Genomic DNA, 26,063 nt, shown 5'->3' on the forward strand with positions numbered 1-26,063 from the left:
AGATGAACGTAAATGCATATGCTGCTAATTCAGCAGGTGAAAAATTAGAAAAATATAGTTATGAATTACCAGAAATTGGTAAAGAGCAAGTGGATATAAAAGTACATTATTGTGGTTTGTGCCATAGTGATGTAAGTATGATAAATAATGATTGGGGACAATCTCAATATCCTCTGGTTCCGGGCCATGAAATTGTCGGCGAAATTATAGCCGTTGGTAGTGAAGTAAAAGGCCTTGAAAAAGGAGATAAAGTTGGTATGGGCTGGTTTTCGGCCTCATGTATGCACTGTAATCAATGCATGGACGGCAAACAACATTTGTGTAGCGATTCTGAAGCTACAATTGTTGGAAGACATGGTGGATTTGCAGACAAAGTAAGAGGTCATTGGTCTTGGACCACTAAATTACCAGATGGTACAGATATGTCTAAAGCAGGCCCTTTATTCTGTGGTGGTATCACGGTTTTCAATCCAATAGTTCTGTCCGGAGTACAACCAACGGATAAAGTAGGTGTAATTGGTATAGGTGGATTGGGCCATATGGCACTTAAATTCTTGAAAGCTTGGGGCTGTGAAGTCACGGCTTTTACATCCAATAAAGACAAAACTGAAGCCTTAAAGAAAATGGGTGCGCATAATGTGGTGGATTCAACAAATTCTGATGATTTGGAAAGCATAGCTGGTACATTGGATTTTATTTTAAATACCACAAACGTTAAACTCGATTGGGATGCTTTTTTAACAACATTAGCACCACAGGGAAAATTGCATACGGTAGGCGCAGTATTAGAACCAATGGAAATCCCAGCTTTTAGTTTGATTGGTGGTGAAAAGTCTGTTGGTGGAAGCCCATTGGGAAGTATAGCCTTAACACGAAAAATGCTTGAGTTCTGTGTGAGACATGATATTTATCCAACGGTTGAAGAGTTTGAAATGGAAAATGTAAATGAGGCTTTACAACATCTGCACGATGGGAAAGCACGATTTAGAATTGTGCTAAAGGCGTAATTTTTTATTGAGATAACTTTTTAGTTGGATTGAAATTTTATTTGAATTTGGCAATTCCATAAAGATAAAAAGGGGCGTTTTTTAAAACGCCCCTTTTTATATGATTTAAATAAGAACTAAACCTTAGCCTTCGAAATCAAAGTCGTCATCACCATTGTTGTTTCCGTTACCTCTTCCGTTTCTATCACGTTTATTCAATTGTTGGTTGAAACGGTAGATTAAAGATAGATTAACCTGACGCTGTCTCCATTGAAATTCACTGTAACGTTCAAAAAAGTCTGTCGTTGTTGTCGATTGACGTTTTCTGGAGTTTAACAAGTCTCTTACGTTTAAGGAAACAGTTAAATTGTTATTGAACAATTCCTTACTAAATGCTAAATCTATAGAAAATATGCCATCTGTATCTGATTGCGCATCTTGTCTCGCACCTCTATAAAAGGCGTTTGTCTGCCAATCAATTTTTGCGGGTAAGGTAACTTTAGAACTGAATCGTGCAAACCAGCTTGTGTTTTTAGCACTATAATCCACACCATTAAAATCACCATCAGTTTCAAACTGGAAGAAGTTAAAACTAGAATTCAGTCGCAACCATTTATTAGGATTGTACAAAAACCCTAGTTCTGCACCAGTTCTTTTGTTTGTAGATAGGTTTATAGGAATTGTTCTAATGATGTCAATACCATCCGTGGTTTGCTGTCCTGTGTTTTCCTGCACACGCTCAAACGAATTGGTTTCAACTTGATAGTACACAGAAGATGTTAGCGTGAGTTTATCCCATCGCTTTAAATAACCAATATCAAAAGCATTAGAAAATGCAGGCTCTAAACTAGGATTACCTTGGAACACGTTTGTTCTACTAGAACGTGTTGGGAATGGATTGATAAACCAGCCTCTTGGTCTGTTAATTCTTCTGTTGTAACCTAATGTAATACTTTCTTCACTATCGGATTCAGAGCCACTTAGATTATAAATTAAATTTACCGTTGGAAACAGGCCTAAATAGTTATTATCGAAATTTGTTTGAATTGGAAAACCAAAAGCTTCTACCAATTCTTCATCTGACAATCTAGAATCGATATCACCTTTTAACTGTGTGTGCTCTAATCGAAGACCTAATAAAAATGAAAACTTTCCAAACTTAGTACCATATTGACTATATAAGGCATGGACATTTTCATCATAGTCAAAAACATTGGTGATGGTGTCGTTTACAACCAGTTCTCCAGTTTCTAGGTTTTCTTGCTCCAATCTGTAATTGGTGACTTCATTTTCTAGGTTGCTTCTAAAACCTGCTTCAAATCGAGAATCTTCGCCAATAGGTAACACATAATCTGCTTGAATAAGATATTCCTTTTGATCCTCTGTGGTAATTTCTTGTTCAATCTGAAATGGCTCAGGGTCGGTTTGGTCTGTGGTTAGATAGTCTTCATTAAGAAAGGTAAAACCATCTTCAGCATCATTTTCATATTGAAAATCTGCCGTTAACTTATGATCTCTATCCTCACCAAATTGTTTAACATAATTTATTGCTATTTGATAGCTATTATCTTCTTCAGTTTCCTTTTCACGACGTAGAGTTTCTTCTACAATTACACCATTATTAAAACGCTCACTATTGTTTAATGATAAATCTGCGTCACTTCCTAATCTGTAAAAAATACTACCTGTTATGGATGACTTTTCACTTAAGAAATACTCCATACCTACATTGGCATTGTAATTTCTGTTAAGACGCTCAACTTCTTGGTCCTCACGTATTCTACGATATTCTGGCTCTATGGTTTCTCCATCGACTACGCGATCAAAATAGGTGACATCATTAAAACTGTTTCTTGGAGCGTCATAATAACGCCAGCTTAGGTTAGAAAAGAGATTGTATTTTTCGGTTCTGTAATTTATACTAGCGTTCAACCCAACATTATCAGGATTGCCAATTGTAAAGTTAAATGAACCATTAAACCCTAAGGTTTCTTTTTGCCTAAGAATAATATTCAAAATTCCTGCTGTACCTTCAGCATCATATCTCGCCGATGGTGATGTAATTACCTCAACACGCTCTATGGCTTCTGCGGGCAATTGGCTCAATACATTAGTGTCTCCAAAGCCTGCAAGGGCAGAGGGTTTACCGTTGATTAAGATTCGTACGTTTTCATTACCACGCAAACTAATGGCACCTTCAATATCCACAGACACGGAAGGTACATTGTTTAGTGCATCACTAACGGTCCCACCAGCAGTGGTTAAATCCTTACCAATATTATAAACTTTTTTATCGAGCTTTATTTCAACTGAAGTACGTTCTGCAACAATCTCAACTTCGTTAAGAGACTCTACATCCAATGCCAGGCTTACTGTACCAAGATCAATGGAGTCATTAATAGTTTTGTCAAGGTAATTTTTTGCTTTGTATGAAATATATTCTACTGAAATATCGTAAGTGCCTGAAGGTATTTCTACGCTAAAGTATCCGTTAGCATCGGTAATTCCTCCATCTATAATTTTATTGTCTGGTTTAGATTTAAAGGTTACAGTAGCATATTCTAAAGGTATATTTGAGCCCTCTTCAACGACTTTCCCTTCAACTTTTATGTCTTTTTGTGCATATAAAGACGTGCAGGTTAAAACTGTAAAAATAAATGAATAAATAAATTGTCTCATAAAAGTGATTGGTGTTTTTACGTTTTGATGCGCAAAAATACTTTTACTTGTGGCGAGATAGGTTAATCTTTTGTTAAAGGAAAATACGGATTGTTTATAGTGGTATTAGAATGGTCTATTATCCTTTATCCTTCTTTCTTTTTTTACGTTTTTTCTTTTTTTCTTTTTTGACCTCTTGTTCGTCAAAATTTCCTTTTATCATTTCTTTTATTTTGGCCATATCATCCTTGGAAATGAGTTCTTCTAGCTCTTTAAAGTGTGAGTTATCTAGTTTTTTAACAGCTTCCTCACGATCAAAATTTCGCTCGTATTTTACTTTTAAGACTTCTTGTTTGGCATCAAAATAAGAGTTAAGATATTGTTTGATGATTTCCTTTTGGAATTCATCAGCTTCAAGCGTTGTTAGGAAATTAGCAATAAACTCTTCTTTGCGTTCTTCTATTTTACGTTTATAGTTTTCAATATCTTTCTCTGTAGGTTCACGGTTAACTACTGGATTGCCCATACGATCTCTACGTTGTGCAAAGATATTGAGACCTAAAAATAGTGCAAAGGTGATTAATACAATCTTTTTCATTTTATATGATATTTAAAATAGACTCTGGTGGTCTTCCGACCACAGCTTTATTTTTATTGATAACAATTGGCCGTTCAATTAATTTGGGATTAGCGACCATTGCTTCTATGATTTGTTTATCTGTAAGCGTTTTTCCTTTATATTCAGCTTTCCAAACGGCTTCATTTTTACGAACTAAATCAATAGGTTTTATACCTAGTTTTGAAATTAAAACTTTCAATTCCGCTTCAGAAAATTTGTTTTCAAGGTATCTCACAACTTCAAATTCTTTGTTAGACTCTTCTAAAAGTGCAAGACCTTCTCTTGATTTACTACATCTTGGGTTATGGTATATTGTAATCATATTTGTTTATTTTGTGCAATTATTGTGCCGTATCTTTTTGCCCCATCATCATAAGGTAAGCTTTTAAGAACGGTTCAATATCTCCATCCATAACAGCATCGACGTTTCCTGTTTCGTGAGCTGAACGTACATCTTTTACCAATTTATACGGATGCATTACATAGTTTCTAATTTGGCTTCCCCATTCAATCTTCATTTTACTAGCCTCAATATCGTCGCGTTGTGCCATTTGCTTTTGTAGTTCAATTTCGTACAACTGCGATTTAAGCATTTGCATAGCTCTGGTACGGTTATCATGCTGAGAGCGCGTTTCAGAACATTGAATTTGTATGCCAGTTGGTTTGTGCAATAACTGAACTTTGGTTTCAACCTTGTTGACGTTTTGTCCACCAGCACCACTAGAGCGAGCAGTAGTGATTTCAATATCAGAAGGGTTAATTTCAATCTCAATGGAATCATCAACCAAAGGATATACATATACAGACGCAAAACTGGTATGCCGTTTGGCATTACTGTCAAAAGGGGAAATCCGAACCAAACGATGTACGCCATTTTCACCTTTAAGCCAACCAAAGGCATAATCACCTTCAATCTCTAAAGTTACGGTTTTAATACCTGCAACATCGCCTTCCTGTAAATTGAGTTCTTTTACTTTGTAACCACTTTTTTCAGCATACATTAAATACATACGCATTAACATGCTTGCCCAATCACAAGACTCTGTACCACCAGCACCTGCAGTAATTTGAAGTACAGCACTTAAACTGTCTCCCTCTTCGGAGAGCATATTTTTAAATTCGAGTTTCTCAATGGCAGTTAAGGCTTTTCCGTAACGAATCTCTACATTTTCAAGTTCAGCTTCGCCTTCTTTATAAAATTCATAGATGACCTCTAAGTCTTCATAAAGCTCTTTTGCGGTGTTAAAATCCTCGACCCAACTTTTCTTTTCACGGATAGATCGCATAATCTTCTGTGCTTTTTGGGAATCGTTCCAAAAATCAGGATCAAAAGTTTGCTCTTCTTCGTTGGCAATTTCTATAAGTTTGGCATCTAAGTCAAAGATACTGTCTAAGTGCGTCTAGACGGGAATTAAGATCTTTTATTTGATCTGATGTAATCATAAGTAGTCGTAATTTCTGCAAATATAATATGCCTCGTTAAAGTGCCATAATTTTCAATCGGTTTTTTAGAAATTCCGTAGTTTTATGACTCAATATTTTTAATATGAAAAAACTATACCTTCCTTTAATCTTCTTACTGGCATGTTTACAGTTAAATGCACAGATTTTAAACAAAAAAGACCTTAAGTCTTATGAAGGCTTTTTCGATTTTTACTACGAAGAAAGCACAGACAAAATCTTTCTAAAGGTTGAAAAGCTCAATGAGGAATTTCTTTATGTGAACTCATTGGCATCTGGTGTTGGCAGCAATGATATTGGGTTGGATAGAGGGCAGTTGGGCAATGAACGTGTGGTGTATTTTCAAAAAGCAGGTAACAAACTGTTATTAATTCAACCAAATTTAAAATTCAGAGCCAATACGGATAATGAATTAGAGCGCAAAAGTATTGAACAGGCCTTCGCCAAATCAGTATTATTCGGGTTTAAAATCCTCTCGGAAGACAAAGGAAATTTCATAGTTGATTTCACACCATTTTTAATAGAAGATACACATGGAGTAGCTAACCGTTTAAAGCAGAGGAAAGAAGGTGTCTATAAAATTGATGCTTCAAAAAGTGCCTTAGCGTTGGAGCGTACAAAAGCATTTCCTGAAAATGTTGAATTTGAGGCTATGCTAACTTTTAAAGGTCAACCAACAGGTAAAAACTTACGAAGCGTAGCACCTACGTCGTCTTTAGTGACTGTAGTACAACATCACTCGTTTATAAAATTACCAGACGATAATTACGAGCCACGCGAATTTGACCCTCGAAGCGGAGCCATTTCAATTTCGTACATGGATTATGCTGCGCCAATTCAAGAGGATATAAAAAAACGGTATATCATTAGGCATCGTTTAGAAAAGAAAAACCCAAATGCTGAAATCAGCGAAGCAAAAGAGCCGATAATCTATTATCTCGATCCTGGTACACCAGAACCTGTACGCTCTGCATTGTTGGATGGTGCACGTTGGTGGAACGAAGCCTACGAAGCTATTGGCTTTAAAAATGCATTTCAGGTGAAAATGCTACCGAAGGATGCAGACCCTATGGATTGTCGCTATAATGTCATTCAATGGGTGCATAGAAGTACTCGAGGCTGGAGTTATGGAGCGAGTGTTGTTGACCCAAGAACAGGTGAGATTATAAAAGGACATGTAAGCTTAGGCAGTTTACGGATTCGTCAGGATTATATGATAGCCCAAGCCTTAATGAACAATCCATTTGCTGAAAGTGATGATAATTACCAACCTATGCTAGACATGGCTTTAGCAAGAATACGTCAATTGAGCGCGCATGAAGTAGGACACACCATAGGGTTTGCACACAACTTTGCGGCTAGTACAAATAATAGGGCTTCGGTAATGGATTACCCACATCCTCAGATTTCACTCAATAATGGAGATATTGATTTTAGCAATGCTTACGCTACTGGAATAGGTGATTGGGATAAGGTTACTGTGGCTTATAGTTATTCTGAATTTGATAAAAATGCAGATGAAGAAAATGCACTAAATCAAATATTAAAAGAAGCGCAAGATTCAGGATTACGATTTATAACGGATTCTGATGCAAGAGCTTCTGGTGGAGCACATGCTTTAGCACATTTATGGGATAACGGTAAATCTGCAGCAGATGAGCTAAATAATGTTTTAGAATTGCGTAAAAAAGCAATTTCAAATTTTTCGGAAGATAATATTAGAAGTTATGAGCCATATTCCGTTTTAGAAGATGTATTTGTACCCTTATATTTTTACCATCGCTATCAGGTGGAAGCGGCAACTAAGGTTATTGGAGGTTTAGATTATAATTATACTGTAAAAGATGATGGTCAATTCACGGTAGAACCAATTGATGTTGATATTCAAAAGGAAACTTTAGAAGTGATTTTAAATACTTTAAATCCTGAAGAGTTGGCAATTCCTAAAAACAAATTGAACCTATTTCCACCTAGAGCATTTGGTTATAACCGTTCTCGAGAATCCTTTAAAGGAAAAACGGGAGTCGCTTTTGACCCTTTAAGTGCAGCAAATACTGCGAGTGATATGACCTTAAAATATTTGTTACATCCACAGCGAGCCAATAGATTGGTGCTGCAAAAGAGTTTGGATAATAATCAATTGAGTTTAGATGATGTGATTGATGATATAATAAAACAAACTTTTGAAAAGACATTTGAAGACGCTTATTTAGTGGGAATTCAACAGCAGATAAATGTAAATGTTTTAAAGTATTTAATGAATTTAGCTGTGAATGATGAAAGCTATTTTCAGACAAAAGCCATAGCAAACAATGCTATACGCAATATTGCCCAAGGAAATTTATCGCTAGACGAAATGAAGGTGCAATACAATTTCTTGATTAAAGAATTTTATGAGCATCCAGAAAAATTTAAGATTGAGGCATCACCAAAAATACCAGATGGTTCGCCAATTGGTAGTGATATTTGTAATTATAATTCAAATTAGAACATGATAATAGACTTAAGAAGCGATACCGTTACAAAACCAACTAAAAGCATGTTAGAAGCTATGCTAACGGCAGAAGTTGGTGATGATGTATATAAAGAAGACCCAACAGTAAATGCTTTGGAAAAGCGCTTAGCCAATATGTTCGGTATGGATGAAGCTTTGTTTTTTCCAACGGGTAGTATGGCTAATCAAGCGGCACTAAAGTTGCATACCAATCCAGGTGAACAGGTCATCTGTGATAAGTATGCACATATTTATAACTATGAAGGAGGTGGAGCTTCATTTAATAGTGGCATTTCTTGTAAGCTGGTGGATGGACATCGTGGAATGTTTACGGCAGAACAAGCAGAAGCTTCCATAAACCCACCAGATTTTTATCATAGTCCATTAACGTCTTTAATTGCTGTAGAAAATACCACAAATAAAGGAGGTGGAGCCTGCTGGGATTTTGAAGAACTTAAGAAGTTGAGAAAAGTGGCAGATACACATAATTTAGGCTATCATTTAGATGGTGCAAGACTTTGGAACGCCTTAATTGCCAAAGATGAAAATCCTGAGCAATATGGAGAGTTGTTTGATACAATTTCAGTTTGCCTGAGCAAAGGATTAGGTTGCCCAATTGGTTCTGTGTTAATGGGTAACAAAGAGATTATGAAAGGTGCCATTAGAGTAAGAAAAATTCTCGGTGGAGGTATGCGGCAAGTAGGGTATTTGGCTGCAGCAGGACTTTATGCCTTGGATAATCATTTTGAACGATTAACAGAAGATCACAAAAAAGCTAAGGAAATAGGAGAGGTGCTCTCACAATTAAATCAGATTAAGAAAGTAGAGCCTATTGAAACCAACATAGTTATTTTTGAATTGAATGATGATATTGACGAAACACAATTTTTAAATATACTGAAAGACAAAAACATTCATATTATTGGTATGGGAAGTAATAAGTTACGAATGGTTACACATTTAGACTACACAGACCAAATGCACAAGAAGTTACTAAATTTGTTAAGTGCGTTCTGATTTTGAAAGTTTATCTTCAACACATTAACGAGAATATTTAGAGGTGTTGTGTAATACTTATACTTTCGTCCTACCTAAATTTATACCATGAAACTTAGCGTTTTAATCCCAATGTATAATGTCGAAGACCACATCGGCAACTGTTTAGACAGTGTGATTAATCAAGACATTCCTACTGAGGATTATGAAATAATTGTACTCAATGATGGTTCTACGGATAGCTCATATGAAATTGCTAAGCGCTATTCAGACGAGTACGATAACATAAGACTTTACGCTCATGAGAATATTGGTCTATACGCTACTCGAAACAAGTTATTGCAATTAGCTAATGGGAAGTATATATACAACCTAGATTCGGATGACTATATTGTTCATAATTCATTGGGTAAAATTATTAATATAGCGATTGAAAAGGATGTTGATGTTTTGGGTTTTGATTATATTTCAACACCTAGAAAAGATTTGCATGCATCCACAAAGAATGATCAAAAGCTAAGCGTAGAGGTGGAAAGTGGTAATCATTTTTTGGCAAATAATGCATACCATGCTAACACTGTGTGGTGGTATTTCATAAAAAGAGATTTTATGAAAAAACATGCATTGAGCTTTGATGAAAACAATCCACTAGGCGATGGACCTTTCACCCTTAGGTTACTTCATATGGCTGAACGCATGCTATATTTGCCCATAGATATTCATAGGTATGTAATAGTGCCAACCTCGATTATGAATAGCAATGAAAGGAAACATCTAGCTAAAATGATTGATAACTATATGGAGATTTTTGATCGTTATAATTTATTAGCTTCTGATATTGCCAAAAAAAATGACCCAAAATTGGATGATGTAGTTCATAAAGTAGAGCATTGGCGCGATGTTAATGTATATGTAATGTTCTATACATTAATTAAATCAGGAATATCAATCAGTGAAACAAATAAAATACTTAAAAAGCTTAAAGCGATTGATGCCTATCCAATAAAAAACTTCATAGGAGAACGCTATAATTCTCTTAAACATAAAACTCTAATCTATATTTTCAATAACAAGTTTTTATTTTACACAATATTGTTTCCATGTAGGTTGCTTTACAGGTTTAGACTATTAAACTTTTAAGGTATATATGAAGCTAAGTATTATCATCCCACTTTATAATTCTGGACATTTCCTTGGTAAATGCATAGATAGTTTACTAAGACAAGACCTAAAACCAGAAGATTATGAGATTCTAATAATTAATGACGGCTCTACAGACAATAGTTTAGAAGTTGCTTTCAAATTTGAAGAAAAATTTTCTAATATTAATGTATTCACCAAAACCAATGGTGGAGTGGGTAGTGCAAGAAATATGGGTATGTATTTGGCAAAAGGAGAATATATTTACTTTATAGACCCAGACGATTATTTGGCTAAAAATGTTTTAAAGTCTATCCTTGATGAAGCAATAAATAATTCACTGGATATATTAACTTTTTTGTCCAAACAAACAACTGACCCAAATTTTTTTAGTGAAAGCCCACAGGCTAAGAATATACAAAGCACTAAGATATATAATGGTATAGATTATATAGCTAATAATCGATATCAAAATGAAGTCTGGTGGTATATTATTAAAAGAACATTTATTGAAGAAACAAAGATCAGGTTTATAGAAGATAGATGGATGGAGGATGCTATTATAACACCACAATTATTTTTAAAGGCAAATAGAATAGCCAAATTTCCGATAGATGCCCATAGGCATTTAACTGTTGAAGATTCTGCCATGAAGAGCAAGGAGCCGACACATTATTTGAGAGTTATAGATGATAACAGAAATGCCGCTATAGTATTTGAGTCCATTATTGAAGACTTAGAAAAAAACAATACAAATCCAAAATGTATTAAACGCTTAAGAACGAGACAACAGTCTTTTGTGTTTTTTATGATGGTAAGAATGATGAAATCTACAATAACTATAGACAGAGTAAAGCTTGTAATGAATGAGCTATCCACTACTGGTGCTTATCCTATGGATAGTTTTGTTGGCAAAGATTACAAAGGGATGACCTATACCATTTTGACAAAACTATTTAACAACAAGAACTTGTTTTATGTTTTGTTTAGGTTGTTCAATCCGTTGCTTAAATAATTTCTTTCGACAGCCATTTTCCGTTTTAAAAACTTAAGATAGATAGTATAAAAAAAAGGAGACAAATTATTTTCTCCTTTTCTTAGTATTATTAATACTGTATGTTAATGTTAGTGTTAGGGATATTTATTAGGGATATTTCTACCACCACCAGCACCAGTACTGAGGAGGGTCATACTCACATAACTCTCCACCCTGAGAACTATGTCCGCTTACTACTTCTATCACTCCACGTCTGTAACCTGGTCCAATATTCAACCAGCAGTTGGTTTTAATCTTGGTATAATAACAGTTACCTACATAAATGTAAACGTACTTACCAAAAGTACCGTCAGCGTTAGCACCGTTGATAGTAAAGTTTTCATTTGCACCAACTACACTATCAAATATCTTAGTAGCACACCATGTGTTTTCGTAACGTTGATATACTCTTACTCTGTAATCATTGTGCCAATCCCAGTTTAAAGTTAGGTCAGTAACATCACCAATACAGTCATTACACTCTTCTTCATCAAGTTCTAATCTGAAGTTGAAATCCATAATGTAAAGGAGTTCACCTGTAGATAGATCCGTTATCCAGCCCCAAGTACTTAAACCTAGAGCTCCGATGTTTGAATCGTAGTTAGCTCCACCAGGACCTACATGAGCACCAAAATTTGGAGTGCTAGGATCGTTAGGGTCAGGTCTTTGAGTTAAGCCAAAAGTACCAGTTAAATCACAATCACCACCATTGGCAGTTAATGTACTTCTAGTTTCATCTATAACATAGAAGTTCATGTCTTCAGAATTAGATGCATCACCAGCAGTACCTTCTTTTTTGTGACCACCACCAATGGCTTGCCATTCAGCCCATGTTTTTTTGTTTATAAACCAAACGTCAACATCTACTACGCATGTACCAGAAACCGTAGTTCCTACTAAATGAGCGGAACCGTCTGTATACTCAGTAAAAACCATGTTATCATCATTTACAGTACTGTAATATGACGAAGGACTATCATAGTCTGTTCCGGTAATAGACCACCACATATTAGATATAGGTTGTCCATCGTTACTGTTAGGTGCTCTGTCTGCATCAATGACATTGTAAACCTGAGCCACTGAGCCACCAGTGCTTAAGTTAGACATACCAACATTCATTAGGGTATTGTCATTCAGAATTTCACTGTTTTCATTGAAAATTAATTCTTTGTCTTCTTCACCGTCAGACACAACGTTTCCATCTTTGTCAAAACGTAACTCAGCTTGTCGCTCTTCCAAAGCTTGATCTTCAGTTGATTCCTTTTGACACGATGCAAAAATTACTAGCACCGCAAGTAATAAAAATTTTGAGATTTTTTTCATAATTATAAATTGGTTAATAGCATTAATAATAACTCAAATATATAATTTAACGTTTTTTTAGTAATATTTTTAGACTAAATACCAATCTTCCTGTTTTAATAAAAACACATTGCATTTCGTCGTTAAAATAAGTATTTGGATGGGAATTTACTTGTGCCTTAACTAATTGATTAGTAAAGTATTGTATTTATGTGAAGAGAAATTTATAAAATACTATTTCTTAAATATACACATGCGCATATACCTAATTATGAAAAGAGAAAGTAAAAGTATGAGTTTTATTTAAACATATCCATCCCCGGAATGTTGGGCATGCCTTCTTTAGCTACAGCAGCGATTTCGTTTTCATGAACTTCCGTTGCTTTCTCTATCGCTTTATTGAGCGTTAGGATTAAGTAATCCTCTAACATTTCTTTGTCTTGAAGAAGCTCGTCATCAATTGTTATGGATTTCAGGGTTCTATTGGCAGTTATAGTAACTTTAAGCTTTTCATCATTGCTTATTTCATCTATTAAAACAGTGTGTAAGCGTTCTTTGGTTTCTTCCACTTTTTTTTGAGCTTCTTTTAATTTGCTCATCATTCCCATCATATCTCCAAACATAGTTATAGCCTTTTAAATTAATACGATGCAAAATTACTAAATTGCGCCACTTTTAGACTAATTTTTTCTTAAAAACAAATGACAAAACATTCTAATGTAAAACCTCCAATTGCAAAGAAGATTCCTCATCACTTAGAAAAGCATGGTGATCTACGTGTTGATAATTACTTTTGGATGAAAGACAGAGATCATCCTGAAGTCATCAACTACCTTAATGCAGAAAACGAGTACTGCGACACGCAAATGGCTCATACAAAAGGTTTTCAAAAAGATTTGTTTGAAGAAATGAAAGCCAGAATCAAAGAGGATGATTCTTCAGTGCCTTATAAGTATAACGGCTATTGGTACATCACTAGATTTGAAAAAGGAAAGGGTTATCCAATTTATTCTCGAAAGAAAGATTCGTTGAACAATCCTGAAGAAGTATTATTTGATTGTAATAAAATGGCAGAAGGCCATAGTTACTTTAAATTGGCAGGCATTAGTGTCAGCCCTAATAATAAATTGGTTTCATACGGAGTTGACACCACAGGGAGAAGAAATTACACCATACATGTAAAAAATATTGAATCGGGAGAAGTTGCAAATGATAGAGTTTTGCACACTACAGGGTCTTCAAGCTGGGCAAATGACAATAAAACACTTTTCTACACAAAGAAAGATGAGGTTACGCTTAGAGCATATCAGATTTATAAGCATAAATTAGGAGAAAAAGATGATGAATTGATATTTCAAGAAGGGGACGATACTTTTGGTGTTACAGTGTACAAATCCAAATCCCGAAAATATATCATCATCGCTTGTTATAGTACATTAACCAACGAGTATCATATCCTTAATGCAGACCAACCCGACGTAAAATTTGAAGTCTTTCAAAAAAGAGTTAGAGGACTAGAGTACAGTATTTCTCATTATAAAAATCATTTCTACATTTTAACCAACAAGGACAAAGCGACAAACTTTAAGTTAATGAAATGCAGAGAAGAAGATCGCAAAATAAATAATTGGGAAGAAGTCATAGCACATAGAAAGGATGTCCTTATTGAGAACATAGATATTTTTAAAGATTACCTAGTGGTAAGCGAAAGAAGTAATGGTCTCAATGAAATAAGAATAAAACGGTGGGACGGAACTCAAGACTATTACTTACCGTTCGATAATGAGACGTATACCGCATATACAGGCACCAATGTGGACTTTGATACCGAATTGTTGCGCTATGGGTACAATTCCCTAACAACGCCATCCTCGGTGATAGAATTCAATATGCGTACTAAGACTAAGACAGTTCTTAAAGAACAAGAGGTTTTGGGCGGAAAATTCAAAAAAGAAAATTATACTTCTGAGCGCATTTGGGCCACAGCGGAGGATGGAACCAAGATACCGATGTCTGTGGTTTACAAAAAAGGAATTAAGAAAGATGGAAATAATCCTTTATTACAGTATGCTTACGGTAGCTATGGCTCTACTGTAGACCCTTATTTTTCTTCTGTACGTTTAAGCTTGTTGGATAGAGGTTTTATTTACGTTATAGCTCATGTTAGAGGTGGTGAGTACCTTGGGCGCCAGTGGTACGAAGACGGAAAACTGTTAAAAAAGAAAAATACGTTTAAAGATTTTATAGCATGTTCTATCCACTTAATTAAAGAACGTTATACATCTTCAAAACATTTGTACGCCATGGGCGGAAGTGCAGGAGGGTTGCTAATGGGAGCAATAATCAATGAAGCACCAGAATTGTATAATGGCATTATTGCAGCTGTGCCCTTTGTGGATGTGGTAACAACAATGCTAGATGATTCAATTCCTTTAACAACTGGTGAATATGATGAATGGGGAAATCCAAACGATATTCTCTATTATAAATATATAAAATCCTATTCGCCTTACGATAATTTACAGTCAAAAGCATATCCTCATATGCTGGTTACAACTGGTCTTAATGATTCCCAGGTACAATATTGGGAGCCGGCTAAATGGGTAGCTAAACTGAGGGATATAAAAACAGATTCTAATAAATTATATCTAAAAACCAACATGGATGCTGGTCATGGCGGTGCGTCTGGCCGTTTTGAAAGCCTTAAGGAAGATGCTGAGGAATTTGCATTTCTCTTAGATTTGGAAGGTATTTCAAGTTAGTTCAAAAAAAAATGTTACTTTTGCAAGGTTTTATGTGTCTAAACTAAATGTTTAGAAGACAGAAATTAACATTTATGGATAAAAACAAAAATGTATTTGATAATGTATTACAGCTTATAGGTAGTACACCTCTTATCAAATTAAATAAAATGACCTCTGACTTTGATGGTGATTTTTTTGCTAAAGTTGAAGCATTTAATCCAGGTCATTCTTCCAAGGATAGAATCGCATTGCACATTATAGAAGAAGCTGAGCGTCAAGGTATCTTAACTCCTGGTGACACTATAATAGAAACAACTTCTGGTAATACGGGCTTTAGCATAGCTATGGTTAGTATTATTAAAGGTTATGAGTGTATTCTTGCTGTAAGTTCTAAGTCTTCCGCAGATAAAATAGATATGTTAAGATCTATGGGAGCTAAGGTTTATGTTTGCCCAGCTCATGTTAATGCAGATGATCCTAGGTCTTATTACCAAGTCGCTAAGCAATTACATGAAGAAATTAAAGGCTCCATATACATTAATCAATATTTCAATCAATTGAATATTGATGCGCATTACAACACTACTGGTCCTGAAATATGGAATCAAACCAATGGTGAAATTACGCATTTAGTAGCATGTAGCGGAACAGGAGGAACTATTTCTGGTATTTCTAAATATTTGAAAGAACAGAACCCAAATGTAAAAGTTATTGGTGTTGATGCTTATGGTTCTGTATTGAAAAAGTATCATGAAACCCGTGAGTTTGACGATAAGGAGATTTACCCATACAGAATTGAAGGATTAGGTAAGAACTTAATCCCAACGGCTACAGATTTTGACTTAATTGACAAATTTGTTAAAGTAACTGATGAAGAAAGCGCTCACACCGCACGTGAGATTTCTAATACTGAAGGGCTTTTTGTAGGCTACACAAGTGGTGCGGCAATGCAAGCATTAAAGCAACTTAATGAGGAAGGTGAATTTAAACCTTCTGACAAGGTTGTGGTCATATTTCCAGATCATGGTTCTCGTTATATGAGTAAAGTTTACAGTGATAAATGGATGGCAGATCAAGGCTTTTTTGATAGTAAAAACGAAGTTTCGACCACCATAGAGTATATAAAATAAAGTAACTAACTAACAATAGACCTATCATAGAAATATGGTAGGTTTTTTTATGTTCAAAACTTAGTGGATAGTAAAATTAAATAAATTATGCTGTCATAATATTATTACCTAATTTTGCGGACACTAACAAGATTAAATTAACTAAGATTCAAAGTCTATTTTATGTATCATTCGGCATAAGAAAACTAGGCTTATTGCAACCGTAGCGTATGAAGGATTTATTTGAAAAGATTTACAGAGATAAAGGGCCATTAGGAAAGTGGGCTGCTCAAGCAGAAGGTTATTTTGTGTTTCCAAAGCTCGAAGGTGAGATTTCTAACAGAATGAAATTTCAGGGCAAAGAAGTTATAACATGGAGTATTAATGATTATTTGGGATTGGCTAACCATCCCGAAGTTAGAAAAGTTGATGCTGAAGCTGCTGCGCAATATGGCTCAGCTTATCCGATGGGAGCAAGAATGATGTCTGGTCACACGGATTTGCACGAGCAACTGCAGAGCGAACTTGCCGAATTTGTAAACAAAGAAGCTGCTTACCTTTTAAACTTTGGTTATCAAGGTATGGTTTCTACCATTGATGCCTTAGTCTCAAAAGACGATATTATTGTTTACGATGTTGACGCACATGCCTGTATTATTGATGGCGTTCGTTTGCACATGGGCAAGCGTTTTACTTACAAGCACAATGATGTAGAAAGCCTAGAAAAAAACCTAGAGCGTGCTACAAAAATGGCAGAACAAACTGGCGGAGGAATTTTAGTAATTTCTGAAGGTGTTTTTGGTATGCGTGGTGAACAAGGTCGATTAAAGGAAATCGTTGCACTAAAAGAGAAGTTTAACTTTAGACTCTTTGTTGATGACGCTCATGGTTTTGGTACGTTAGGTAAAACTGGTGCAGGAGCAGGTGAGGAACAAGGTGTACAAGATGACATAGATGTTTACTTTGCAACATTTGCTAAGTCAATGGCAAGTACAGGAGCGTTTATTGCTGCTGATCAAGAAATTATAGATTATTTAAAATATAATTTACGTTCTCAGATGTTTGCAAAGTCTTTGCAAATGCAATTGGTGGTTGGTGCGTTAAAACGATTAGATATGTTGCGCACAATGCCAGAACTTAAAAAGAATCTGTGGACCATCGTTGATGCGTTGCAATCGGGTTTAAAAGAGCGTGGTTTTGATATAGGAACGACACAAAGTTGTGTCACTCCGGTTTACTTAAAAGGTAGTATTCCTGAAGCTATGGCCTTGGTAAAAGACTTGCGTGAAAATCATGGAATATTCTGTTCTATAGTGGTTTACCCTGTAATACCTAAAGGAATGATTTTACTTAGAATGATTCCAACGGCAACACATACTTTAGAGGATGTAAGGGAAACTTTAGACGCTTTTGATGCGATTAGAGATCGTTTGGTAAATGGAACATATAAAAGAATGTCTGCGGCTTTAATTGCAGCAATGGGAGAATAATAATTACTCAATTTTAGATATAAAAAAGGCTTTGCAATTTGCAAAGCCTTTTTTTGTTATAAGTCTTTTCTCAGTGTTTTTTCTCCGTTTGTAAACTACAGGGTCAAAATGTTTCCAGATTTTGTGTATAGCCTCATTATCCTCTAATTCTGGTGTTCTGTAACAGGTTTGTATACCCTTTTTAGTAAAGGTTTCATAATATTCATTGAAGATTACAGCATGTACACCTTTGTTCTGATATTCTGGATGCACTCCAATTAAGTAAAAAATAACATCCTTACTTTTCTTTTTGGCTTTAAGAATATGACTAAAACCTACTGGAAATAACCTACCGTTTGCTTTCTGTAACGCTTCAGCAAACTTAGGCATTACTATGGCGAATGCAATAAGATTGTCATTTTCATCAACAACAAACTTTATATAATCGGGATTTACAAAACTTATAAATTTACTTTTAAAATAGGCTTTTTGAAGGTCTGTAATTTCGACGAATGAAGCGAGAGAGGCATAACTTTTATTAAATAAATCAAACATTCGATCAGCATAAGGCATGACCTCTTCAGTTTTTGTAAACTTCAGTGCTTTAAGCTTGTAACGCCTTTTAATAAGCTCTTGCGCTTTTTTAAAAGTCTCAGGTTTTACATTTTCGAAAGGAAACTTACTTTCAGAGTATTCCTTTTCAATTTTATAGCCGTTCTCTAAGTAGTGGTTAATGTAGTAAGGGTGGTTGTACCACGTAATCATTGGTGCTATACTATCAAATCCTTCTGTCATAACTCCAACTTTATCTAAATTGGAAAAACCAACGGGACCTTCGGCATACTCAAGCTGATGCTCTCTGCCAATGCGTTCAACGGTTTCTAATAAAGCCTTACTGACTTCCAGATCATCAATAAAGTCAAACCATCCAAAACGCATTTTTTTTATTTGCTGTTTGTTGACTTCGAGCCAATTTACAATGGCTGCCACACGACCAACAATTTTATGGTCTCTATACGCCAGAAAAAATCGAGCTTCAGCATCATTAAAAATAGGATTTTTATCCTTGTCGAAGGTTTCTAGCTCTTGCCTGATAATTGGTGGAACCCAATATTTTGAATCTTTGTAAAGCGTGAATGGAAACTTTACAAATACCTTTAGGTCTTTTTTGGTTGTGGCTTCTTTAATTGTAATCATGCAGTCGCTTATATGCCGTCAGAGTCAAAATCATCAGTTTTCTTATCCCTTTTTCTTTTCTTTTTGAAATTTCCAGTATTGCCGTTACCATTATCAATTTTCTTGTCTTGGTGAAAATCTAAACGGTAAGAGGCACCAAAAGCAATATTAAATACTGAAGGCGTGTCTTTTGTGTTAAAAGCTATATTGGCATCGAGCTGAAAATCTTTGGTCCATAAATACGCACCACCAAACCTAAAGATGTTATCTGCATAAAAATCGCTGTTGATACCTTGAGCTTCACCAAACACCACCCATTGTGGGGTAAAGGAATGGGTTAATGTAAAAATGTATTGAAAGTCTGAAAAATCAGAGCCAATTCTGTCTTTTATTAAATTCATGACAAAAACCCAACCACCATTAAAATTATTCTGGGTGGCAATCATCACTTTAGGACTGAACCCTTCTACATCTGGTGCCGTGTAAGGATTGTTCTTGGTGTCAAAATTAGCACCAACATACACAGAGACTGCTGGTATCAAAGATTTCCACTGAAAGCTTCTGTTGGCATGGTAGCTATATAAATTGGGTTTAGCCTCTTCGGCATTTTTATAAGGATCGTATACTAAATACTTTGCGCCGAATGTAAAATTTTTAAAATTAGAGCGTTTGTCTTCAACAGGGACTGAGGCGCTATTAAAGGTTATATTGTCATTTTGATAGACACCATCTAAAGAGATTTCCAGTTGCTCAAATAATAATCCATAACGTACTGAAAAATCCAATCCAAAACCAGATACTTCATAATTTAATGGCACATGCTCTTCCTTTACGGTAAAAGCACCAGCCTCAAACTGAACGACATTGGTTCCGACAGAGAAAGCACTTTCAGATAATCCTGGGCGATTAGAGTTTATGACTTCGGTATATTGCGCTTGTGTAGAGTTGTAGGTTAGCAGTAATATTAAAACGAAAATTGATTTGAGTATTCGCATTAGCTTTTGGTTTAAGTTCAAATATATATATTTTATACTTTTTTTAAGGAATAATAACGGATTATAAATACCAATAATTGTATTTTTGAATATTACTTTATTTTTAAATGATACAGCAAGCTTCGGCAATGGGATTATTAAGAACTATATTAATTATTTTGCTTATTTGGTTTGGTTTAAAGATTTTAACCAGACTTTTTGCTCCGTTTCTTATGCGTTTTGTGGCAAAAAAAGCTGAAGAAAAATTTGGGCAACAATTTGGTGGTTTTCAAAATCAGTCCCAACAACGTGAAGAGAAGAAAAGACGCGAAGGGGAGACGGTTATAGATAAAATGCCCGAGCAGAATAAATCCTCTAACGAAAAAGTGGGAGAATATATCGATTACGAAGAAATTGATTGATATAGTTATTGATTAAGCAGTAATTTTATCAAAAAAATAACTACTTTTCAGATTCAATTATATAGACGATATTCATGTCATTTTCCTTTAAACGTTTTTTACCACATCTCCTTGTTTTAATTGGGTTTGTGGTTTTGTCATTAGCTTATTTTAGTCCAGTTCTACAAGGCAAAAAGATTTTTCAGAGCGATATAATGCATTATATAGGCATGGCTCAGCAGCAAAAAGAGTTCGCCAAAGCTACAGGTGAAGAAACCTACTGGACTAATAGTGCTTTTGGAGGTATGCCAACTTATCAATTAGGTGCAAAATACCCACATAACTATATAAAAAAACTTGATTTAACCTTACGTTTTTTACCAAGACCAGCAGATTATTTATTTCTATACTTTATTGGGTTTTACATCTTATTGCTATCGCTAAAGGTTGATTTTAAGCTGGCCGCACTTGGCGCACTGGCATTTGGATTTTCCACATATCTTATTATAATTCTCGGTGTCGGTCACAACTCAAAGGCACATGCAATAGCCTATATGCCATTGGTGTTATCAGGAATCATTCTCACATTCAGAAAAAAATACATTGTAGGGTTTCTGCTCACAACTGTTGCACTAGGTTTAGAGATTGTTGCCAACCATTTTCAGATGACCTATTATCTCTTGTTATTGGTTATTGTTCTCGGAATAGCTTATTTAATTGATGCCTACCGAAAAAAAGTATTGCCACACTTTTTTAAATCCGTTGGATTGTTGGCTGTAGCTGCTATTTTGGCTGTTGGCTTAAACGCCACCAATATTATGGCGACCCAAGAGTACGTAAAAGAAAGCACACGTGGTAAGAGCGAATTAACTATAAATCCGGATGGTTCACCTAAAGAAGTCTCTACTGGATTAAGTAAAGATTACATCACAGAATACAGTTATGGTTTTGCTGAGACATTTAACCTTTACATTCCAAAGTTTATGGGTGGAGGCAATTCGGAGGACATAGGAAAGGATTCTGAAACTTATAAGACTTACGTTAATATGGGTGCTTCACCTATTGAAGCTTTAGAGGTTTCTAAAAACGCGCCAATGTATTGGGGAGATCAACCCATTGTAGAAGCACCTGCTTATGTGGGAGCGGTTATTATTTTCCTTTTTGTTTTGGGCTTGTTCTTAGTTAAAGGGAGATTAAAGTGGTGGCTTGTTTGTGGTACTATTCTGTCATTGTTATTGTCTTATGGTAAGAACCTAGGTTTCCTTACAGATTTCTTTATAGACTATGTGCCACTGTATAACAAGTTTAGAGCAGTGACGTCTATTCAGGTGATTTTGGAGTTATGCATTCCTATTCTAGGGATTTTTGCATTGGTACGCTTATTCAATGATTTTCAGAAAGATGAAGAAAAATTAAAGGCACTAAGAAACACGGTTATTATCACAGCAGGATTGTGTTTGGTCTTTCTATTATTTAAATCGACACTGTTTGATTTTAGGAGCCCAAATGACCAAGGAATACCAGAACCCTTGCTAGATGCTATTATAAAAGATAGAAAAGCATTATTCACTACGGATACTATAAGAACATTAATTCTGGTATTACTCTCTGCAGGAATCGTTTATTTCTTCTTGAAGAAAAAACTATCAGAAACTCTTGTAGTTGTTGTATTTGCTGCATTAATACTTTTTGATTTGGTAAGTATTGATAAGCAATATGTTAATAATGACAAGTTTGTATCTGCTTTGCAGGTCGATAAACCATATCAACCTACTTCTGCAGATAAAGAGATATTAAAGGATGATGGTCATTTTAGGGTTTTGGATATGTCTTCTGAAGGGCAACGGAAACCAGGACGCGCAGCATATTTTCATAATTCTCTGTTTGGTTACCATGCAGCGAAATTAGGCCGTTATAATGAATTGATGGAGTTTCATATTTACAACAATAATATGAACGTCCTCAATATGCTGAATACCAAATATATCATTGCCGAAGAACAAGGTCAAATATTTCCATATAACAATACCGATGCTAATGGTAATGCTTGGTTTGTAAGCAAATTGAAGCAATTATCAAATGCAAATGCTGAAATTAAAGCCTTAGATAGTTTAGATACTAAGGATGAGGCCATATATACTAAGGTTAATCTTACAAATAAGGATGCTATAGTAAAACCAAACCAAAGAGTTTTGCCTTCTGATTTTGAAGTTGATTCAACAGCCTCTATTCAGCTACAAGAATTTAAACCAAACTATTTAAAATATGAGTCCAACAACTCAAACGATGGTTTTGCGGTCTTTTCTGAAATCTATTACGATAATGGCTGGCAGGCTTATTTAGATGGAAACGCTATGCCTCACCAACGCGTTAATTATGTTTTAAGAGGTATGGAAGTACCAAAAGGCAACCACACCATAGAATTTAAGTTTGAACCAGAAGTTGTAGAAACCGGTAGTACTATAGCACTGGCAAGTTCAACTGTTTTTGGAATTTTCTTGTTGTTGGGAATATTCTATACTTTTAAAAAGAAAGACAACTAATTGTCATTCCTGCGATGGCAGGAATCTACACTCTGAATAAATTAAATAGATTCCTGCCTTCGCAGGAATGACAGAAATGAGCAAACAAAAGATTTTAATAATATGCTATTATTGGCCACCAGCTGGAGGACCAGGCGTACAACGATGGCTAAAATTTGTAAAGTACTTACCAGAGTTTGGTATTGAGCCCATTGTTTACTGCCCTGAAAATCCAAACTACCCAATTATTGATGAGAGTTTAGTTGATGAAATTCCAAATAATGTAACTGTTTTAAAACAGCCTATAAAAGAACCGTATGGTTTTGCCAATATGTTGTCAAAAAAGAGTTCTAAAAAAATAAGTTCTGGTGTAATTCCAAAAGCCAAAAAGCAATCATTAATAGAAAAACTGATGCTCTATGTTAGAGGGAATTATTTTATACCAGACGCTCGCAAAAATTGGGTAAAACCTTCGGTTGATTTTCTTTCAAACTATATAAGTGAAAACGAAATTAAAACCATTATTACCACTGGGCCACCACATAGTTTACATCTCATTGGTCTAAATCTTAAAGCACAGACTGGAGTGCAATGGATAGCGGATTTCAGAGATCCTTGGACAACCATAGGCTATCATAAAGCGTTGAAATTAACAGAATCTTCAAAAAACAAACATTTAACTTTAGAACAAAACGTTTTAAATACTGCGGATAAAATAATCGTAACCAGTAATCATACTAAAAATGAATTTCAGTCAAAGACTGACCAACCTATTACCGTTATAACCAATGGATACGATTCACATTCCATAAGGGTAGAAGGGAAGGATAAAAAGTTTACGTTATCGCATATAGGTTCATTACTTTCAGAGCGAAATCCTGCGGTTTTATGGGAAGTGATTTCTGAATTGGTTGATGAAATTGAAGCATTTTCAGGAGCCTTTCAGCTCAACTTAATAGGAGTGGTTAGTGATGATGTTGTAGAATCTATTAAACAACATGGGCTGGAACAGTTTCTTAATGTAGTTGGATATGTAAGCCATGAGGAAGCCATAAAGTTTCAAATGAAATCTCAATTATTATTGTTAATTGAAATTGATTCCGAAGACACCAAAGCCATTATTCCGGGAAAAATCTTTGAATATCTCATTTCCGAAACGCCAATTTTAGCGATGGGTCCTAAAAACTCTGATGTGGAGCGAATCATTACATCCACAAATACAGGAACTTATTTTAACTACAACCAAAAAAAGGAATTAAAAAATCAGATCATGAGCTATTTTGAATCTTACCAAAAAAATAGCCTAGAAGTGAATGGTATCGGACTTCAAAAATATCATAGAAAGGCACTTACAGAGCAATTGGTAAGTTTAGTACGCTAGAGTTTTGGAACTTGGTGTTTTTAAATTGTAAATTGTGATGCTATGGGCATCGTATTAAATCAATCCTTTAAAAATACAATAAGCACTTATATAGGTTTTGGTGTTGGTGCCATTAATACCCTGTTTCTCTACACTAACTTTTTAACCGATCAATATTATGGGCTAGTTGCCTTTTTGCTATCTGCTGCTAACATTATGATGCCGTTTACGGCATTTGGTGTTCATAATGCGATTATTAAATTCTATTCGTCTTTTAAATCTAAAAACAGCATCAATAGCTTTTTAACCTTGATGTTATTTTTGCCGTTGGCCTTTATTATTCCAGCTGTGTTTATAGGTTGTTTTTCTTATGAAGCCATAGGGACTTTACTGTCTAGGGAAAATCCTATAGTTAAAGATTATGTGTGGCACATCTTTATTATTGCCGTTGCCATGGCTTATTTTGAAATTTTCTTCGCCTGGTCTAAAGTGCAATTGCAAACCGTTTTTGGTAATGTGATGAAGGAAATATTTCATCGTGTTTGCATTATGATTTTATTGTTTGCGGTGTATCTAGGCTGGTTAAGTGTTGAGCAATTTATTTTGGCATTGGTTGGTGTCTATGTCTTGCGAATGCTCATTATGAAACTGTATGCCTATTCTGTTAGGTTTCCAAAATTTAAATTTCAAAAAATCGAAAAGTTACCAGCTATATTAAAGTATGCTGGACTTATGATTATAGCTGGTTCTGTAGCCATGCTCATTTTAGATATTGATAAGTTTATGATTGGCTTGATGATAGAGGATATTGAGCAAGTAGCTTACTATAGTGTAGCCATTTTTATCGCAACCGTAATTGCAGTACCGCAACGCTCAATGCACCAAATAATGATGCCCTTAACGGCGAAGTATCTCAATGAAAATAACAAATCAGCCTTAGAAGATCTATACAAGCGCAGCTCTGTGAGTCTATTGGTCATCAGTGGTTTTATTTTTCTATTGATTGTTCTTAATATCAATCAGCTATATGAAATTCTACCTAAAGAATTTACAGGTGGACTTTTCGTAATCCTAATTGTGAGTCTGGCTAAATTGTATGACAATAGTTTAGGGAATAATAATGCCATTTTATTTAATAGTGATTATTACAGAATGGTGTTACTTTTTGGGGTCGCTTTGGCAATAATCGCTATAATTTTGAATTTTATTTTTATCCCAGTTTACGGTATAGACGGCTCGGCATTTGCAACATTTCTGGCTGTTGCAATTTATAATACGGTTAAAGTTGTATTTGTAAAGCTTAAGTTTAACGTACAGCCTTTTACATGGTCTTCCTTAAAGATTGTTTTTATTTTAATCTTACTTTCTGGACTCATGTATTTTTGGGACTTTCCGTTTCATCCACTAATAAACATTGGTTTAAAGTCGGTTATGGTTAGTCTTTTGTATTTCATCTTGATTTATAAATTGGATGTTTCAGATGATATTAATATGCAGATGAAGAAGTATTTGCGGTTGAAGTGACATTAACTGTCATTGCGAGCGAAGTATGAGCGTCGCAATCTGTTTAATCTAGTTTTTGGTTTCTTATAAAAGAAAAGATTCCCACTTTCGTG

Annotated in this window: 20 protein-coding genes; 12 read left to right on the top strand and 8 right to left on the bottom strand. The window is 35.1% G+C overall.

What is annotated here, in order from left to right; all coding sequences use genetic code 11:
* Positions 1 to 2: 2 nt before the first annotated feature.
* Positions 3 to 1,007, top strand: coding sequence for an NADPH-dependent aldehyde reductase Ahr (ahr, locus tag SIB89_RS00730; RefSeq protein ID WP_273289811.1), 1,005 nt, complete (start codon positions 3 to 5; stop codon positions 1,005 to 1,007).
* A 123-nt stretch (positions 1,008 to 1,130) separates the two neighbouring features.
* On the opposite strand, the gene SIB89_RS00735 is transcribed toward ahr, so the two are convergent.
* From SIB89_RS00735 to prfB, 4 genes are all read right to left on the bottom strand, one after another.
* Positions 1,131 to 3,665, bottom strand: a complete 2,535-nt coding sequence (locus tag SIB89_RS00735; protein ID WP_412560747.1) for a TonB-dependent receptor domain-containing protein — start codon at positions 3,663 to 3,665, stop codon at positions 1,131 to 1,133.
* 118 nt (positions 3,666 to 3,783) lie between these two features.
* The gene (locus tag SIB89_RS00740; RefSeq protein WP_155087657.1) at positions 3,784 to 4,242 is read right to left on the bottom strand and encodes a hypothetical protein; all 459 of its coding nucleotides are present in this window, start codon (positions 4,240 to 4,242) and stop codon (positions 3,784 to 3,786) included.
* Position 4,243: 1 nt separating this feature from the next.
* Entirely contained in the window at positions 4,244 to 4,585 is a 342-nt protein-coding gene (gene arsC, locus SIB89_RS00745) for an arsenate reductase (glutaredoxin) (protein ID WP_412560748.1), read from the bottom strand.
* A 19-nt stretch (positions 4,586 to 4,604) separates the two neighbouring features.
* A protein-coding gene (prfB, locus tag SIB89_RS00750) for a peptide chain release factor 2 (RefSeq protein WP_155087655.1) occupies positions 4,605 to 5,706 on the bottom strand; the annotation gives its coding sequence in 2 pieces (ribosomal slippage) (positions 4,605 to 5,642 and positions 5,644 to 5,706; 1,101 coding nt in all).
* A gap of 103 nt (positions 5,707 to 5,809) precedes the next feature.
* Between prfB and SIB89_RS00755 the strand changes: the two genes are divergently transcribed.
* The 4 genes from SIB89_RS00755 (at position 5,810) to SIB89_RS00770 (ending at position 11,369) form a co-directional block, all read left to right on the top strand.
* A complete protein-coding gene (locus tag SIB89_RS00755; RefSeq protein WP_412560749.1) occupies positions 5,810 to 8,212 on the top strand; it encodes a zinc-dependent metalloprotease in 2,403 nt (800 codons plus the stop codon).
* Between the two features lie 3 nt (positions 8,213 to 8,215).
* A complete protein-coding gene (locus SIB89_RS00760; RefSeq protein WP_155087653.1) occupies positions 8,216 to 9,235 on the top strand; it encodes a threonine aldolase family protein in 1,020 nt (339 codons plus the stop codon).
* A gap of 87 nt (positions 9,236 to 9,322) precedes the next feature.
* A complete protein-coding gene (locus SIB89_RS00765; RefSeq protein WP_412560750.1) occupies positions 9,323 to 10,354 on the top strand; it encodes a glycosyltransferase in 1,032 nt (343 codons plus the stop codon).
* Between the two features lie 7 nt (positions 10,355 to 10,361).
* Positions 10,362 to 11,369, top strand: a complete 1,008-nt coding sequence (locus SIB89_RS00770; protein WP_412560751.1) for a glycosyltransferase — start codon at positions 10,362 to 10,364, stop codon at positions 11,367 to 11,369.
* 141 nt (positions 11,370 to 11,510) lie between these two features.
* Here the strand turns inward: SIB89_RS00770 and SIB89_RS00775 are convergent, their stop codons facing one another.
* Together SIB89_RS00775 and SIB89_RS00780 are read right to left on the bottom strand one after the other, a co-directional pair.
* Complete coding sequence (locus tag SIB89_RS00775; protein WP_273289819.1) at positions 11,511 to 12,713, bottom strand: hypothetical protein; 1,203 nt, start codon at positions 12,711 to 12,713, stop codon at positions 11,511 to 11,513.
* Between the two features lie 278 nt (positions 12,714 to 12,991).
* Positions 12,992 to 13,315 (bottom strand): YbaB/EbfC family nucleoid-associated protein, encoded by a 324-nt coding sequence (locus SIB89_RS00780; protein WP_412560752.1) that lies wholly within the window; start codon positions 13,313 to 13,315, stop codon positions 12,992 to 12,994.
* A 78-nt stretch (positions 13,316 to 13,393) separates the two neighbouring features.
* Between SIB89_RS00780 and SIB89_RS00785 the strand changes: the two genes are divergently transcribed.
* The 3 genes from SIB89_RS00785 to SIB89_RS00795 all read left to right on the top strand — a co-directional run bounded on the left by SIB89_RS00785 (position 13,394) and on the right by SIB89_RS00795 (position 18,035).
* Positions 13,394 to 15,454, top strand: coding sequence for a S9 family peptidase (locus SIB89_RS00785; protein ID WP_412560753.1), 2,061 nt, complete (start codon positions 13,394 to 13,396; stop codon positions 15,452 to 15,454).
* 74 nt (positions 15,455 to 15,528) lie between these two features.
* Complete coding sequence (locus SIB89_RS00790; protein ID WP_155087647.1) at positions 15,529 to 16,566, top strand: PLP-dependent cysteine synthase family protein; 1,038 nt, start codon at positions 15,529 to 15,531, stop codon at positions 16,564 to 16,566.
* Positions 16,567 to 16,775: 209 nt separating this feature from the next.
* Positions 16,776 to 18,035: an aminotransferase class I/II-fold pyridoxal phosphate-dependent enzyme gene (locus SIB89_RS00795; protein WP_412560754.1), complete on the top strand. Its 1,260-nt coding sequence runs from the start codon at positions 16,776 to 16,778 to the stop codon at positions 18,033 to 18,035.
* Between the two features lie 3 nt (positions 18,036 to 18,038).
* On the opposite strand, the gene SIB89_RS00800 is transcribed toward SIB89_RS00795, so the two are convergent.
* Together SIB89_RS00800 and SIB89_RS00805 are read right to left on the bottom strand one after the other, a co-directional pair.
* A complete protein-coding gene (locus tag SIB89_RS00800) occupies positions 18,039 to 19,211 on the bottom strand; it encodes a GTP cyclohydrolase (protein WP_412560755.1) in 1,173 nt (390 codons plus the stop codon).
* 8 nt (positions 19,212 to 19,219) lie between these two features.
* The gene (locus SIB89_RS00805) at positions 19,220 to 20,185 is read right to left on the bottom strand and encodes a transporter (protein ID WP_273289824.1); all 966 of its coding nucleotides are present in this window, start codon (positions 20,183 to 20,185) and stop codon (positions 19,220 to 19,222) included.
* A gap of 107 nt (positions 20,186 to 20,292) precedes the next feature.
* Between SIB89_RS00805 and SIB89_RS00810 the strand changes: the two genes are divergently transcribed.
* The 4 genes from SIB89_RS00810 to SIB89_RS00825 all read left to right on the top strand — a co-directional run bounded on the left by SIB89_RS00810 (position 20,293) and on the right by SIB89_RS00825 (position 25,971).
* Positions 20,293 to 20,586, top strand: a complete 294-nt coding sequence (locus SIB89_RS00810) for a DUF4834 family protein (RefSeq protein ID WP_412560756.1) — start codon at positions 20,293 to 20,295, stop codon at positions 20,584 to 20,586.
* A 74-nt stretch (positions 20,587 to 20,660) separates the two neighbouring features.
* Positions 20,661 to 23,108 carry a YfhO family protein gene (locus SIB89_RS00815; RefSeq protein WP_412560757.1) on the top strand — a complete coding sequence of 816 codons (2,448 nt, stop codon included), beginning with the start codon at positions 20,661 to 20,663 and terminating at the stop codon, positions 23,106 to 23,108.
* 76 nt (positions 23,109 to 23,184) lie between these two features.
* Positions 23,185 to 24,468: a glycosyltransferase family 4 protein gene (locus SIB89_RS00820; protein ID WP_412560758.1), complete on the top strand. Its 1,284-nt coding sequence runs from the start codon at positions 23,185 to 23,187 to the stop codon at positions 24,466 to 24,468.
* A gap of 42 nt (positions 24,469 to 24,510) precedes the next feature.
* On the top strand, positions 24,511 to 25,971 hold the full coding sequence (locus tag SIB89_RS00825) for an oligosaccharide flippase family protein (RefSeq protein WP_412560759.1): 1,461 nt from the start codon (positions 24,511 to 24,513) through the stop codon (positions 25,969 to 25,971).
* Positions 25,972 to 26,063: the final 92 nt, after the last annotated feature.

Origin of the sequence: Winogradskyella sp. MIT101101 (assembly GCF_047126865.1) — a bacterium.
GTDB classification, from domain to species: domain Bacteria; phylum Bacteroidota; class Bacteroidia; order Flavobacteriales; family Flavobacteriaceae; genus Winogradskyella; species Winogradskyella ouciana.

Bases quoted from the DNA above. Each gene is read 5' to 3' on its own strand.
- SIB89_RS00815 (WP_412560757.1), top strand. From the start codon at position 20,661: ATGTCATTTTCCTTTAAACGTTTTTTACCACATCTCCTTGTTTTAATT.
- SIB89_RS00775 (WP_273289819.1), bottom strand. From the start codon at position 12,713: ATGAAAAAAATCTCAAAATTTTTATTACTTGCGGTGCTAGTAATTTTT.
- SIB89_RS00820 (WP_412560758.1), top strand. From the start codon at position 23,185: ATGAGCAAACAAAAGATTTTAATAATATGCTATTATTGGCCACCAGCT.
- SIB89_RS00805 (WP_273289824.1), bottom strand. From the start codon at position 20,185: ATGCGAATACTCAAATCAATTTTCGTTTTAATATTACTGCTAACCTAC.
- SIB89_RS00755 (WP_412560749.1), top strand. From the start codon at position 5,810: ATGAAAAAACTATACCTTCCTTTAATCTTCTTACTGGCATGTTTACAG.
- SIB89_RS00825 (WP_412560759.1), top strand. From the start codon at position 24,511: ATGGGCATCGTATTAAATCAATCCTTTAAAAATACAATAAGCACTTAT.
- SIB89_RS00790 (WP_155087647.1), top strand. From the start codon at position 15,529: ATGGATAAAAACAAAAATGTATTTGATAATGTATTACAGCTTATAGGT.
- SIB89_RS00810 (WP_412560756.1), top strand. From the start codon at position 20,293: ATGATACAGCAAGCTTCGGCAATGGGATTATTAAGAACTATATTAATT.
- ahr (WP_273289811.1), top strand. From the start codon at position 3: ATGAACGTAAATGCATATGCTGCTAATTCAGCAGGTGAAAAATTAGAA.
- SIB89_RS00740 (WP_155087657.1), bottom strand. From the start codon at position 4,242: ATGAAAAAGATTGTATTAATCACCTTTGCACTATTTTTAGGTCTCAAT.
- SIB89_RS00735 (WP_412560747.1), bottom strand. From the start codon at position 3,665: ATGAGACAATTTATTTATTCATTTATTTTTACAGTTTTAACCTGCACG.
- SIB89_RS00785 (WP_412560753.1), top strand. From the start codon at position 13,394: ATGACAAAACATTCTAATGTAAAACCTCCAATTGCAAAGAAGATTCCT.
- SIB89_RS00765 (WP_412560750.1), top strand. From the start codon at position 9,323: ATGAAACTTAGCGTTTTAATCCCAATGTATAATGTCGAAGACCACATC.
- SIB89_RS00800 (WP_412560755.1), bottom strand. From the start codon at position 19,211: ATGATTACAATTAAAGAAGCCACAACCAAAAAAGACCTAAAGGTATTT.
- SIB89_RS00795 (WP_412560754.1), top strand. From the start codon at position 16,776: ATGAAGGATTTATTTGAAAAGATTTACAGAGATAAAGGGCCATTAGGA.
- SIB89_RS00780 (WP_412560752.1), bottom strand. From the start codon at position 13,315: ATGTTTGGAGATATGATGGGAATGATGAGCAAATTAAAAGAAGCTCAA.
- arsC (WP_412560748.1), bottom strand. From the start codon at position 4,585: ATGATTACAATATACCATAACCCAAGATGTAGTAAATCAAGAGAAGGT.
- SIB89_RS00760 (WP_155087653.1), top strand. From the start codon at position 8,216: ATGATAATAGACTTAAGAAGCGATACCGTTACAAAACCAACTAAAAGC.
- SIB89_RS00770 (WP_412560751.1), top strand. From the start codon at position 10,362: ATGAAGCTAAGTATTATCATCCCACTTTATAATTCTGGACATTTCCTT.